Origin of the sequence: Funiculus sociatus GB2-C1 (assembly GCF_039962115.1) — a bacterium.
Taxonomy (GTDB): domain Bacteria; phylum Cyanobacteriota; class Cyanobacteriia; order Cyanobacteriales; family FACHB-T130; genus Funiculus; species Funiculus sociatus.
The window spans coordinates 1-13,639 of record NZ_JAMPKJ010000079.1 but is presented as its reverse complement, the minus strand read 5'-3'; the positions used below and the strand labels follow the sequence as shown (position 1 = coordinate 13,639).

Annotated in this window: 14 protein-coding genes, 1 tRNA gene and 1 pseudogene; 11 read left to right on the top strand and 5 right to left on the bottom strand. The window is 46.3% G+C overall.

Annotated features, from left to right (window positions below; genetic code table 11):
- Positions 1–319: 319 nt before the first annotated feature.
- The 3 genes from NDI42_RS25000 (at position 320) to NDI42_RS24990 (ending at position 1,846) form a co-directional block, all read left to right on the top strand.
- The gene (locus NDI42_RS25000) at positions 320–835 is read left to right on the top strand and encodes a hypothetical protein (protein WP_190456509.1); all 516 of its coding nucleotides are present in this window, start codon (positions 320–322) and stop codon (positions 833–835) included.
- Positions 836–993: 158 nt separating this feature from the next.
- The gene (locus tag NDI42_RS24995; RefSeq protein ID WP_190456507.1) at positions 994–1,593 is read left to right on the top strand and encodes a J domain-containing protein; all 600 of its coding nucleotides are present in this window, start codon (positions 994–996) and stop codon (positions 1,591–1,593) included.
- Positions 1,574–1,846: a DUF3143 domain-containing protein gene (locus NDI42_RS24990; protein WP_190456505.1), complete on the top strand. Its 273-nt coding sequence runs from the start codon at positions 1,574–1,576 to the stop codon at positions 1,844–1,846. Before NDI42_RS24995 ends, NDI42_RS24990 begins: the two co-directional genes overlap by 20 nt.
- Before the next feature lie 85 nt (positions 1,847–1,931).
- Here the strand turns inward: NDI42_RS24990 and uppS are convergent, their stop codons facing one another.
- The 3 genes from uppS to lysA form a co-directional block, all read right to left on the bottom strand.
- Positions 1,932–2,681: an undecaprenyl pyrophosphate synthase gene (gene uppS, locus NDI42_RS24985; RefSeq protein WP_190456502.1), complete on the bottom strand. Its 750-nt coding sequence runs from the start codon at positions 2,679–2,681 to the stop codon at positions 1,932–1,934.
- Entirely contained in the window at positions 2,678–3,592 is a 915-nt protein-coding gene (gene cdaA, locus NDI42_RS24980; RefSeq protein WP_190418699.1) for a diadenylate cyclase CdaA, read from the bottom strand. The genes uppS and cdaA overlap by 4 nt, the downstream gene beginning before the upstream one ends.
- A gap of 508 nt (positions 3,593–4,100) precedes the next feature.
- Complete coding sequence (lysA, locus tag NDI42_RS24975) at positions 4,101–5,525, bottom strand: diaminopimelate decarboxylase (RefSeq protein ID WP_190456500.1); 1,425 nt, start codon at positions 5,523–5,525, stop codon at positions 4,101–4,103.
- 68 nt (positions 5,526–5,593) lie between these two features.
- On the opposite strand from lysA, the gene rimI reads away from it, so the two are divergent.
- From rimI to NDI42_RS24945, 6 genes and pseudogenes are all read left to right on the top strand, one after another.
- Positions 5,594–6,211, top strand: coding sequence for a ribosomal protein S18-alanine N-acetyltransferase (gene rimI / locus NDI42_RS24970; protein WP_190456499.1), 618 nt, complete (start codon positions 5,594–5,596; stop codon positions 6,209–6,211).
- A gap of 192 nt (positions 6,212–6,403) precedes the next feature.
- The gene (locus NDI42_RS24965) at positions 6,404–8,884 is read left to right on the top strand and encodes an ATP-dependent Clp protease ATP-binding subunit (protein WP_190456497.1); all 2,481 of its coding nucleotides are present in this window, start codon (positions 6,404–6,406) and stop codon (positions 8,882–8,884) included.
- A 202-nt stretch (positions 8,885–9,086) separates the two neighbouring features.
- Positions 9,087–9,896 carry an MOSC domain-containing protein gene (locus NDI42_RS24960; RefSeq protein WP_190456495.1) on the top strand — a complete coding sequence of 270 codons (810 nt, stop codon included), beginning with the start codon at positions 9,087–9,089 and terminating at the stop codon, positions 9,894–9,896.
- Positions 9,897–9,931: 35 nt separating this feature from the next.
- Positions 9,932–10,222 carry a DUF3288 family protein gene (locus NDI42_RS24955; protein WP_190456493.1) on the top strand — a complete coding sequence of 97 codons (291 nt, stop codon included), beginning with the start codon at positions 9,932–9,934 and terminating at the stop codon, positions 10,220–10,222.
- A gap of 75 nt (positions 10,223–10,297) precedes the next feature.
- Positions 10,298–10,454, top strand: a pseudogene (locus tag NDI42_RS24950) (IS5/IS1182 family transposase); the annotation flags it as partial.
- A gap of 507 nt (positions 10,455–10,961) precedes the next feature.
- Positions 10,962–11,195, top strand: coding sequence for a hypothetical protein (locus NDI42_RS24945; protein WP_190456488.1), 234 nt, complete (start codon positions 10,962–10,964; stop codon positions 11,193–11,195).
- A gap of 31 nt (positions 11,196–11,226) precedes the next feature.
- On the opposite strand, the gene mazG is transcribed toward NDI42_RS24945, so the two are convergent.
- Both mazG and NDI42_RS24935 read right to left on the bottom strand, forming a co-directional pair.
- Positions 11,227–12,057, bottom strand: coding sequence for a nucleoside triphosphate pyrophosphohydrolase (gene mazG / locus NDI42_RS24940; RefSeq protein ID WP_190456485.1), 831 nt, complete (start codon positions 12,055–12,057; stop codon positions 11,227–11,229).
- A gap of 37 nt (positions 12,058–12,094) precedes the next feature.
- A complete protein-coding gene (locus NDI42_RS24935; RefSeq protein ID WP_190456483.1) occupies positions 12,095–12,688 on the bottom strand; it encodes a metal-binding protein in 594 nt (197 codons plus the stop codon).
- 79 nt (positions 12,689–12,767) lie between these two features.
- On the opposite strand from NDI42_RS24935, the gene NDI42_RS24930 reads away from it, so the two are divergent.
- Positions 12,768–12,839: transfer RNA gene (locus NDI42_RS24930), tRNA-Val, on the top strand.
- Positions 12,840–13,539: 700 nt separating this feature from the next.
- A partial coding sequence (locus tag NDI42_RS24925; RefSeq protein WP_190450560.1) for an IS1 family transposase occupies positions 13,540–13,639 on the top strand: 100 nt, incomplete at its 3' end.

The following is a 13,639-nucleotide window of genomic DNA, read 5'->3' as shown; positions in this document are numbered from 1 at the left end:
ATCAAAGGCTGAAAATACACGTATTTTTTTGGAAAAATTACTAATTATTTTTATATTAATATCGCTTTTATGGGGATGCAGCTAGGCGGGAGACTTGCGCGTTCCGGAAATATAGCAATCCTAAAAGATTCGTGAAACCCTGTAGGGACAAAATACTCGTTCACAACTTAAATAGGATTGCTATAGTGAGGATTTATCAACAAAATATCAAGGTAATATAACAATCGTAACTCCTTTATCAACTTCTCTCTTGCCCCCTAGAGCGCCTGTACGGTTCTTTTTAAAGGTAGTCACAACTCAAATAGGATTGCTATAGCAGATGCAGGCAGTAATTAAAAAAGATTCTACTTTGGAGATTATTGGAGTAATATTCGTTATCACAATGGCTGCTACAGGCTTAAGTGGCGCTGCGATCACAATAGCTTTAGCAACTATTAGTGGTTCTGCTGGAATGATGGGCGGTATAGCAGTGATTGGAATCACAGGATTAATTGCTGTTGCTTTAGCTAAATTTAGCATGGGGATAGTAAATCAAATTAAAACCCAACAATTCAAAGTAGCTAATTCTATTTCTAAGCTTACAGAGGAAGTTATAAAATATTTAGAAAATGTGCCGGGAATGACTTTTGCTGAAGAGAGAGATTTTAAGAAATCTAGACCTATATTTACTCTTAGAGATAAAACGGTTGTTAGAACTTGGAAAACCCCGCTAGGAGTCGAGCATATCTTTTTGGCAGATAATAATGGGAAGATAATTTATGGTGGTTTTGTAGGTTGGATTCATTCCGATGGCCTGAAAAAAGCCATTAAAAAAATAAGAAAAAATTATACTTGATGTCTTGCGATCGCATCCCTACTCCCCTAACTCTTTACTTCATGCTGAGGGCAGTCGAGGCACAGGTGTCTTAGAATAATTGAAAACCATTCGTAACCAGGCAGAGTGGAGCTGCGGTGACTCATAACAGGGCAACTGCGAACAATGAAAGTCGAAGGATGCCATATCAAACAAACTTGGCAACCAGTCATTACGCCCTGCTGGGGCTGCATCCTTCAGCATCAGCAATCGAAATTCGCCGGGCTTATCGGGAACTCAGCAAGCGCTACCATCCCGATACAACAGATTTGCCAGCTAAAACGGCGACAGCTAAGTTCCAGCAGATCAACGAAGCCTACGCTACCCTCAGCAACCCAGAACGGCGACAGGCTTACGACATGAGAATTGGCTATTCCCGCATCAGCGTGATTCAGGCTCCGGGAAACTTAAACCGTCCAATGTCACAGCCCAAACCAACTTATTCCTCATCAGCTTACCTCGATCCCACTGACCGCCCCCTATCTGCTGGGGAAATTTTTGCTTTGTTCATCTTGGGTGTAACATTTTTGGGATGCCTGCTGTTAGCGATCGCTATTGGTTTAACACGAGGAGACACGGCTTTCCAAGTTTCCGGGCAGAAAATTCCGCCGCAAGTGTTGCAGCAGATAAGCATTAATCAACAAGCTATAACTGAACCTATCGCATCCCAACTTGTAACTGCACAAATTCCTTTTCCCAAATCCCTTTTGCCAAATCCATATGACTCTTCCCGCTGCTGATACCCCCCTATACAACCATCCCCTCCCTGAGATCGAGCAGTGGCTTCAAGGGCTAGGATGTGAACAAGACCGTGCAGACCTACACTGTTGGCACATTGCTCGACCTTCGTGGAAAGCCGAATTGTTACTGGATGTGGAAGAGCTAACCGTGCGTTATCTGCAAGCGGGTGAGGGTGGGCGCGATATCCTGCGCTCTTTCAAATACTCCCTCACTCGCCAAGATGTAGAAAACGCCGTTTTTTCTGGGCCTTAAAGAGTTTGCTTCTTTGCAGGTTGGAAAGTTGAAAGTTAGCAAGTTAACAAGCTTAGAGAAGCTTGAAACTTAGCAGCTTAACCCTTCAAACCTTCCCAAAACGGCGATCGCGTTGTTGATAGACACACAACGCCCGATGAAACTCCGTCCGGTCAAAATCAGGCCACAGCGTCTCTGTAATATAGAGTTCCGCATAAGCCATTTGCCACAGTAGGAAGTTCGAGACGCGCATTTCGCCACTGGTACGGATTAATAAGTCGGGATCGCCCACATTGGAAGTGTAGAGATGCTTTTCAAACAAAGCTTCATCAATTTGATCTGGCTGGAGCAAACCTTGCTGCACAGAGGTAGCGATCGCTCGACAAGCTTGCAAAATTTCCTCACGACCGCCATAATTCATTGCCACCGTAAATTGAATGCTGCGATTGTGCTGGGTTTCGGTCATTGAGCGCTCAATCTCAGCTTGAAGACTTCGCGGTAATGCGCCTAGATTCCCCATAAAATTGATTTTCACATTTTCCTGCACCATCTCTCGCAGCTCTTGCCGCAAGACCCGATCGAACAGCGTCATCAAAAAATCAACTTCATCCAGCGGACGCCCCCAATTTTCCGTAGAAAAAGCATAAGCCGTCAGTGCTGGAATACCCCAATCCTTACAGCAGCGCAGCAATTCCTTAAGCGCATTGACTCCCCGCCGATGACCCATAATCCGGGGTAGACCCTGACGCTTTGCCCAGCGCCCATTTCCATCCATAATTACCGCTACGTGCTTTGGCAGGCGGGTTTCATCCAGGTCAGCAGGCAGATTTTGTAAGACAGTTGGTTTTGGAGTCATTTCTTGTCACGAGAAGCCGGAGATAGAAGACGGAGCAAGCGCAAAATCAGTGCCTTTCCCTTATCGCTAATCTGGCGTCCTAAACTGCGTAGACCTGGGGCGACGGCTCCCTCCTCGATTGACGGCGAGAAACGCGCTTCTAACAGTTCTTTCAGCTTACTGCTGGTGAGGGGACGATTTAGGCTCCCCCGCTCCGCTAAGGAAATGGAGCCTGTTTCTTCAGATACAACGACACACAGGCAATTTTCGACTCGCTCGGTAATTCCCATTGCCGCCCGGTGTCGCGTTCCCAGCTGGCGCGATGCCGTGCGCTCAGAAAGGGGCAGAATCACCCCAGCAGCCATAATACGGGAACCACTGATAAACACTGCACCGTCGTGCAATAGGGTAGATGTCTGAAAGATGGTTTGCAAGAGTTCTTTAGAAACTTCAGCATCCAGCTTGACACCCTGAACGGAAAAATCGCGCTCATCAATCGTCCCACTCGTTTCCAGAATCATCAAGGCACCAGTACGGTTTTGAGACAGTTCTTTAACCGCATCCACAATTTCATCAACCACACTATCAGCCTTAGGGACGGCTCGACGGGAAGGTTGCAGCAACTGCACAATTTCTCCCCTGCCTAATTGTTCCAGAAAGCGCCGAAACTCTGACTGGAAGATCACAGCCATCGCCACAGCCGAGCCAACTACCAACTTTTCCAGCACAAAACTCAAAAGCACTAGCCCCAGTCGATTACTCACCGCTGAGGCCAACATTAAGACAATTAAACCCCGTACCATCCACAACGTGCGGCGCTCTCCAATAAACAGGAGTACCAGATACGTGAGGACTAGAACTAATACAATATCAAGGCTTTGAAGCACCAAGGCAGAAGTTCCGGCAGGGTCTTGACTAGGACCCGAATTCATTGAACTTTAATGGGATTTGCTGAAGTTTGCACCGATAGGTTAAAAGGCAAAAGGCAATTATAGCTACTCAACTTTAGTTATTTGTCAGAGTCTAAATCTAGTGTAACTGCGGTTACATCCTGCCAATCAGCTAAAATCTAATCGCTATTTTTATTTTTTCCTTTGCTTGCTTGAGTTTTTTAGCTCTACGGTTCGATTTTAGCTGACGCGCTTTTGGACGATTAAGTAGGTGAACATAATTAAACTAAACATAGCTGTTTTCTACCTAGTCCGGTATTGCTTCGGAATATATAGCGCTTCTCGGTTGAGTTAACTAAAATCAGGACTCACCCCCAACCCCTCCCAGAATAGGGTTGCGGGGCCAATTTCCCAGCCTCTCTCCGGAATCGCACAGAAAGCAAAATAGCGATATGAGTGAGAACTGCTATAGTTTTCAGGGGATTTGCTGGGCTTTTGCCCAGCAAACGTTTAATTAGGTTTACCCAATTAGCCGAAACCTGCCTAACAGTCAATTCCCAAAAGCTAATCGGTCGGGTATGCAATCCTGCCGAATTAAATCTTGGTAGGTTTCCCGCTGTAGAATCAGGTTGGCTTCTCCCTGACCTACTAAAACTGCTGCCGGACGAGGCAATCGATTGTAATTAGATGCCATGCTGTAATTGTAGGCACCTGTATCCATGACTACCAAGATATCTCCAGGCTCAGTTTTAGGTAGAGCCGCTTCTTTAATGAGAATGTCTCCGGATTCGCAGTGTTTACCAGCAAGGGTGACTGTTTGGGTAATGGGTTCTGACATCCGGTTGGCAACTACCGTGCGATAAATTGATTGGTAGGTGATGGGACGCGGATTGTCAGACATACCGCCATCAACGGAGACGTAGGTGCGGATGTCTGGAACCACTTTTGTGGAACCTACGGTGTAAGCTGTGACGCAGGCGGAACCAATTAGCGATCGCCCTGGTTCACACAGTAACTTAGGTAAAGGTATTTGTTGAGCTTGGCACGCTTGGGTAATCCCATCGCTAACGGTTTTTACCCAGTCCTCAATACTGGGGGGATCGTCGGATTCGGTGTAACGAATTCCTAAGCCCCCGCCGATGTTTAACTCGGTGACTGGCAAACCTAACTTGGCAGCTTTCCCAAACCACTGCACGATGACACCAGCTAAATCTTCATGGGGTTGGAGTTCAAAGATTTGTGAACCGATGTGAGCGTGTAACCCTATACAGTTTAGGTTTGGCTGCTGAGTGATAAAAGCAAATACTTCTTCTAGTTGATTAGGATCGAAGCCAAATTTACTATCTAGGTGTCCGGTGCGAATATATTCGTGAGTGTGACACTCGATCCCAGGAGTAAACCGCAGCATGATGCGGATCGGGGCTGGGGACTGGGGAGAAGATTCTGGCTTGGTTCTCAGTCCGGCCAGAGTTTTCAATTCTAGCCAGTTGTCTACGACAATGGTGCAGCGAGATTCTACAGCCAGAGTCAGTTCTTCCACCGATTTATTGTTACCGTGGAAATAAATTTTGTCGGGACTGACACCAGCTTTTAGGGCGGTGTAGAGTTCGCACCCGGATACTACATCAATTCCCAAGCCTTCCGAACGAGCGATCGCGCAAACAGCTAGGCAACTCCATGCTTTAGAAGCATACAGCACCTGCGAAGACCCGGCATAATGACGCTTAAAACCATCCCGATACTGACGACAAGCTGTTCGCAGCGTTTCTTCGTCCAAAATATAAAGTGGCGAACCAAATTGCTGGACAAGTGTCGTTACATCACATCCGCCAATTTCCAGACAATCCTGACTGTTGACTTTAGATGTCAGGGGCAAAAGTTCCTGATTTGGCGAGGGAGTTTCCTGAGTTTCTGTCGGAGTCGGTAGATACTTACGTCCAGAATTTTGAACCCCGACATTTGGTGTCAATAACATGATCTGATATTTGTCCTTGCTTAACAGGCATCGAGTGCGTCTTGTTTTTTAGTGTACAATTGTTAACTGTGAATTTTTTAGAACTTAAGCCGCTAACAGCAGAGCAGCTAAGTGCGGTAGTGGAGTTAGATAAACTTTGTTTTGGGGAACTGTGGACTCTAGATGGTTACAAGCGAGAGCTAGAAAGTCCTAATAGTGACTTGCTGATAATGGTCAGGGGTCAATCATCAGCGATCGCGCAAGAATTGTCTAGTTGTCAGTTGTCAGCTTCCAACAACCCCACCTTCCCACCTGACAACGTGGAAACTATAGTAGGATTGTGTTGCCTCTGGGCAATTTTAGAGGAGGCGCACATCACAATTTTGGCGGTTCATCCAGAGTACCGGGGTTTGGGATTGGGTCAGGCGATGCTTTACGCTTTACTCAAAAGTGCTTGGGAACGAGGGCTAGAATGGGCGACGCTAGAAGTGAGAACTTCTAATCAAGCAGCACGTTCTCTTTACGAGAAGTTTGGCTTTGAGGAAGTGGGCAGACGGCGACATTATTACAAAGATACTGGTGAAGATGCGCTAATTTTATGGCGCGGCGGTCTTCAGAAACCAGAATTTAAACAGACTTTAAGCGATTGGTACTTTACCGCCTCCGATCGCCTCGCCGCATCTGGCTTTAAATTTTCAGTATTTTAACCTACTCCTAAAGGTTAAAAAATTTAAAGTTTCTAACCTTAGATAGTAGACTTCGCTAATCCCAACTAATTAGATAGGGAAACTGTAATAAATAAATTGTGAGATCGTTGATTATCTGTAAGGTAACAGCCTCACAAAAACCCTATGTTAGAATCACGTTACAGGCACGCAGCAGGGAAATAACAAGCCGCCATGTTTGAACGCTTCACAGAAAAAGCCATTAAAGTAATCATGTTGGCCCAGGAAGAAGCACGTCGCCTGGGACATAACTTCGTGGGTACGGAGCAGATCCTCCTGGGTCTAATTGGAGAAGGTACTGGTGTAGCCGCCAAAGTCCTGAAATCAATGGGGGTAAACCTCAAAGATGCCAGAATAGAGGTGGAAAAAATCATCGGTCGCGGTTCCGGCTTTGTGGCGGTAGAAATTCCGTTCACCCCCAGAGCCAAGCGCGTTTTAGAGTTATCTTTAGAAGAAGCTCGTCAGCTAGGGCATAACTACATTGGAACGGAACACCTGCTTCTGGGTCTAATCCGGGAAGGTGAAGGGGTGGCGGCGAGAGTTTTGGAAAACTTAGGCGTAGACCTCTCGAAGGTGCGGACGCAAGTAATTAGAATGTTGGGAGAGACGGCAGAAGTCGGCGCACCAACTTCAGGCGGACGCACGAAGACACCAACCTTAGATGAGTTTGGCTCCAATCTAACTCAAATGGCATCTGAGGGCAAGCTTGATCCAGTAGTTGGTCGGGCAAAGGAAATTGAACGGGTAATTCAGATTCTGGGACGCAGAACGAAGAATAACCCAGTATTGATTGGGGAACCAGGAGTCGGAAAAACTGCGATCGCAGAAGGTTTGGCATCACGAATCGCCAACAACGATATCCCAGATATTCTGGAAGATAAGCGCGTCGTCACTTTGGATATTGGTTTGCTGGTAGCAGGCACCAAATACCGGGGTGAATTTGAAGAACGCTTAAAGAAAATCATGGATGAAATCCGCTCGGCGGGGAATGTAATTCTCGTGATTGACGAGGTACATACCTTGATTGGTGCGGGTGCAGCAGAAGGTGCCATCGACGCAGCAAACATTCTGAAACCCGCCTTGGCAAGAGGTGAATTGCAGTGCATCGGCGCAACGACGCTGGATGAATACCGCAAGCACATTGAGCGGGATGCAGCCTTAGAGCGGAGATTCCAACCAGTAATGGTAGGAGAGCCGACAGTTACCGAAACAATTGAAATTTTGTATGGTTTGCGCGAACGTTACGAGCAACACCACAAACTGAAAATCTCTGATGAGGCGGTTGAAGCTGCTGCTAAGCTTTCAGACCGTTACATCTCAGACCGTTACTTGCCAGACAAAGCAATTGACCTAATTGATGAAGCGGGTTCGCGAGTGCGCCTGATTAACTCGCAGCTTCCGCCAGCCGCGAAGGAACTGGACAAAGAACTGCGTCAAGTTCTCAAAGACAAAGACGACGCAGTGCGGAGTCAGGACTTCGACCGAGCCGGGGAACTACGCGATCGCGAAATGGAAATTAAAGCAGAAATCCGCGCGATCGCTAATGCTAAGAAAACCGAGTCTACCACCCGCGATGACAGTGCCTCACCCGTCGTCACCGAAGAAGACATCGCCCAAATTGTAGCTTCTTGGACAGGAGTACCTGTGAACAAACTCACAGAATCTGAATCCGAGAAACTGCTGCACATGGAAGATACCCTACACAACCGCCTCATCGGTCAAGAAGAGGCTGTCAAAGCGGTATCTCGCGCCATTCGTCGCGCACGGGTAGGACTGAAGAATCCCAACCGACCGATTGCCAGCTTTGTCTTCTCTGGCCCCACCGGAGTAGGTAAGACAGAATTAGCGAAATCTTTGGCAGCATACTTCTTCGGATCAGAAGAAGCGATGATTCGCCTGGATATGTCGGAATACATGGAGCGACACACAGTTTCTAAACTGATTGGTTCGCCTCCAGGGTATGTCGGTTACAACGAAGGCGGACAGCTCACCGAAGCAGTGCGCCGTCGTCCATATACCGTGGTGCTATTCGACGAAATCGAGAAAGCACACCCAGATGTCTTCAATATGCTGCTGCAAATCTTGGAAGACGGTCGCCTGACTGATGCCAAGGGACGCACAGTGGACTTCAAGAACACCTTGCTGATTCTTACCTCCAACATCGGTTCTAAGGTGATAGAAAAAGGTGGCACAGGCTTAGGCTTCTTCGATACTCAAGAAAACGAAGCAGAGGCACAATACACCCGCATTCGGTCACTGGTGAACGAGGAACTGAAGCAATACTTCCGTCCAGAGTTCCTGAACCGTCTCGACGAGATCATCGTCTTCCGCCAATTGACGAAGGACGAGGTGAAGGAAATCTCCGACATCATGCTCAAAGAGGTGGTGGGACGACTTGCGGAGCAGGGAATCATCTTGGAAGTTACCGAACGCTTCAAGGATCGCCTTGTGGAGGAGGGGTATAATCCCAGCTACGGTGCGCGTCCACTACGCCGAGCTATCATGCGCCTCTTGGAGGACAGCTTAGCCGAAGAAATCTTGAGCGGTCGGATTTCGGATGGCGACACGGCGATTGTCGATGTCGATGAAACCACCAAGGAAGTGAAAGTGCTGCAAGGAGAAAAGCGAGAGCTGTTACCCCAAGCCGCAGAATAAAAGCTCTTGAGTTATTAATTCAAGATTCATAGCTTTCACACTGGCTAAAAACTAAAAAGAAGGTAGAGAACCCATCGTTTCTCTACCTTCTTTTGTATTTGGTTTGCTTTCGTTAAAGTCCTGTATCATGTCCAAAGTTAGGAATTTCTAACTCATAACTCAAGACGCGATACATCGCATCTCTACAACTCTTAATTCTCCCATGCCTTACCTCACCCGGATTCTGATTTATCCCATTAAATCGCTGGACGGTGTTGCTGTTACTAAGGCAACCGTTCTCAAAAGTGGTGCATTACAGCATGACCGAGAGTTTGCCATTGTTGACCAACATGGTAAGTTTGTCAATGGCAAGCGGAACCCGAAAGTTCATTTACTACGGACATCATTTGATATTGACGCTAGTAGCGACACGATTAATCGCGTCTGCTTAGAAGTCCAGGGAACCAAGCTGGGAGGAGTTTTTCACCTCGAACGAGAACGTGCTGAACTAGAAGCTTGGTTGAGCGAGTATTTCGGCTTCAAGGTAAAATTGCTGCAAAACTCTCTTTTAGGCTTTCCAGATGATACTGATGCTTCTGGCCCAACGGTAATTAGCACTGCAACCTTGGAAACAGTTGCTTCCTGGTTTCCCGAGCTAGAAAAAGGTGCGATTTCCCCTGTAGAGGAGATGCGTCGCCGCATTCGAGCTAATCTGGAAATTGGCGGCGTTCCCCAATTTTGGGAGGATCGACTGTTTGCAGAAGTTGGTATAGGAATGCAGTTTCAAGTCAAAGATGTGCAGATGATGGGGGTGAATCCCTGTCAGCGTTGTGTGGTGCCAACACGAGACACCTTTACGGGAGAAGTTTATCCTAGCTTTCAAAAAATTTTCGTGAGTCAGCGCCAAGAAACTTTGCCTGATGGCGTAAATTTATCTCGCTTCAATCACTTTTTTCGGTTGAGCTTAAATACGCAGATACCAGAATCGGAAGCGGGTAAAATTTTACAGGTAGGAGATGAAGTTGAGATTTAAGAATAGCTAATGGAAAAAAAATTACCTTTTTCCCTATGAGTAACGAAAAAGACCAACAGCATCCTCTGTACAGTCGCGATCGCGCACTTGTTAACAACCTCTTAAACGGGGAAATTAATGATTATAACCTGGCAGAACTTGCCAGGCTACGCATTCGCTATTACCGCTTTCCCGGCGCAAGAGATATCCAACAAGACCTGAATAAAGTTCTTCAAGCGTGGAACTTGACCGAAGAAGAACTCTATGAAAAAACCCGTCAAATTCACTCTCGCGGTCTTGCTTATAAAAGTCGCGCTAAGCGACAAGATACAGAAGATTGGAGTTAATTGGTACGAGATAAGAGCAATTCCTTTATAGGTTGTGGCAAGTAGAGACGTTCTATAGAATGTTTCGGAAAAGCGATGCATGACCGTTTATTCTCTTTGGGTCAGAGCGGACAATGGTCGTCCCAGCAGTCCCTCGGAAGCGATTGTCGATAGTCAAAGTATGGCGACCTCCCCGATGGTGCATAACTTGGTTGGTTACGACAACGCGAAACACGTTAAGGGCAGCAAGCGCTGAAAGTAATGTCCCCTGCATCCCCAGAACCGAAAGCAGCAAATCAAAGCGAACTACTCAACGCCGGACAAACAGCGCTGAAACAAAAACGCTTTCCAGAGGCGGTGCAATCCTGAGAAGCTTTTTGCGATTGTGCCGCTACTAGCTCGAAAAACTATTTGCAGGCGCAGATGGGACTGATTAAAGCATATCAACGCACAGATCGGTTAGAGGAAGCGATCGCTTTAGGTTTTGTATTCCCGTCACTGTTCTAAATCTTTCAACTTTTCACACTTCCACACCTTTAAGCCTAGGAAAGGGGCGAGGAGCGCTCATTGCCCCTTTGTTTTGGTAGCGAATAGAACCAGAAAAGCCACTTTTTTACAAAAAATTTCATCGCAAATTTATCCAAGTATGGCTTTAATTTAAAGAGTATATGAAGATACACAGATTCAGCATTATTACTGAAGACCTGAGAATCGAATCACCCTTAAGTTAGGAGATACAATCAGGAAGTGGTTAAAGAAAATGAGTGCGGTATCAGAGAAAGAATGGTTAGTCTGGAGACTGGCATCAGTAGCGATCGCTAAAAATGCAATAGCTTTGGAAGAGCTATCAAATGAACTGATTTCGCAGTACACAGACTCAGAGTTAGCTGGTATCTGGCGACAAGCAAGGCTAGTGTTGACAGAAGAAGATGAGTGCTGGCTTGAAGATGAATTGTATCGCATCCTCGTTAAGAACTCACAAGTAGCAGCTTAAAAGTTATAAGTCTTAAATTAATATATCAACATTAAAAACTCTCTTGGTTTTGCTTAGCTAGGTCAGCTTTTGCTTGTTGCCAAAGATTTTCTAACTCATCCAAAGTGTAATCTGAGAGAGGACGGTCTGCGATCGCCTCCATTTTTTTCAGCCGCCCGATAAATCGCTTATTTGTCCCCTGTAAAGCTTCTGACGGGTCTAATTTATACCAACGGGCGAGATTAATTACAGTAAAAAGTAAATCTCCGAGTTCCGCCTGCTGATGAGCTTTATCTTCCTGTTGCAATGCTTCTTCAAATTCTGCCAACTCTTCTCTGAACTTCGCCCAAACCCCTTCCACATTCTCCCATTCAAACCCAGCCGCCGCCGCTTTTTGGGATATCTTCATCGCAGCCATCAGCGGCGGGAGTGTGCGAGAATAGCGATCCAGTTTGTGAGTCAGTAACGTGGTTTGTTCAGCGGTTTCGCCTTTTTCAGCTGCCTTGATTTGCTGCCAATTCTCGTGAACTTCCTCCACACTTTTGACTTCAACATCTCCAAACACATGAGGATGACGGCGAATCAACTTTTCGGTGATACCAGCAGCCACCTCAGTTAAGCTAAATTGACCGAATTCGCTAGCAATTTGAGCTTGCAGTACCACCTGTAAAAGTAAATCTCCCAGTTCTTCTGCGATCGCATCCTTCTCACCACTACGAATTGCATCCACCACCTCATAAGCTTCCTCAATCACATAAGGAGTCAGCGTTTCGGGAGTTTGTGCCAAATCCCACGGACAACCACCTTGAGGCGATCGCAACCTTGCAACTACCTCCATCAACTGTTGCAGTGCGGACAATGCAGATTCAGAAGAATTAGACATAAATATCGGCTAATGGCTAATGGCTATTAACTCTTTTCTATCTTACCTTCCTTGTCCTTTGCGTCTTTGCGGTTCCTTTCTTACCTCCTCGCTTACGCTTAACTCGCTTAGGCATCAAAGCACCCACACCACCCTTTTGCAACCGCTTATAAGCAGAACCACCCCAATCGCTGAACGAGTGACTCATTGCACCCAATTCTAAACCTGCAAAAAGTGCCATCCATTCAGAAGGGTATTGAGACAATTGCAAAACCACATCTGCCACCACCTGCCAATTCCACTCCCCGCCCCAGACTAACTGCACAAGAACCTTTATCAGTAACAAGAACAGCAAAAGCCAGAATAATAGATAAAGCGATCGCAACGTCGTCCCAATAATTAGCCCATGCGAAAAAACAGAGCGATGGCGCAGACTTTTTTGGTAAGGTATCCAGATCCATCGCAACCAGCCCCAACGCTTATAAGGACGGGAGTTGAGATCCAAGTCTGGGCTAAACATCAGCCCGCTGAATAAAAATCCCCCCGAAACGATTAAAGTCAGATCGCTACTGCGAGTCAACCCCATCGTCGCACCCGCCACCATTGGCAAGCACCATAGAGTTATGCGATCGTGCGTTGCACCAGAAGGCATCAGGTGTAAATTTCTTCTTTTTGCAAACTATACACTTTTCAGAGAACATCTGCTATTATTGATTTTATTGTGTGAAATTGGGCGGTTAGCTCAGCGGTAGAGCGCCTGCCTTACAAGCAGGTGGCCACTGGTTCAAATCCAGTACCGCCCATTGATTTTTGTTGTACAGTGACTAATTATTTGTCGTCGGTGACAGATTAATGTCGTTGAGACAAATGTTGAAACAGCGATCGCTGTAACAGTTTCCTGAAGTCGCTTTTAAAGGCTATTTTCGTAAGACTCTAAAATTCTGACTCCATCTCTCCTGTAAAGGGAGAGGCAAACTGCGGGGGTTGGTGGATTTTGACAGGGGTTTGGCGATGCAAACGATTGATCGGGGGTCGCCTCTTGTCCCGTTTTGGAGCGATCGCATCCATCAACGCTTGCGAGAGAACCTCAGAAGCTTTGAGCTGTAGAAGAGTCTTTCTAATGATTTACTTGAAAGTGGCTCAGAAATACCGCTCGGTGTTATTGCCTCAATTGAGCGCAGTTGGCAACAGCGATCGCTGTTGCTGGAGGGTAGATGCGATCTCCTCTAGGAGAATGATGGGATGTAATCGCTCGAATTCGTGGAGTTTGACTTACGAATAAGCGATCGCTCTTTCATACTCCGTCATTATCTCGGTCGCTTAGGCAATATGAGGCGGGCGGCAATAGCCTACTCGCTATATCGGAGAGATTGAGATTGCAAATAGAGGAGAAAGTAAGTAATCGCGTCAGATACCCCCTATTGATTGAATTTCTGGTAGTCCTGCATAGTAATGCTAATGAACTATAATTTTAATTATTCAACCTACCTTAATTTTTAGCTTATGCAATGCCCCAAGTGCGACTCTCAATACGTTGTAAAAAATGGTCATACTCACACTGGTAAACAAAATTTTAAATGTCGAGATTGTGGCAGACAATTTG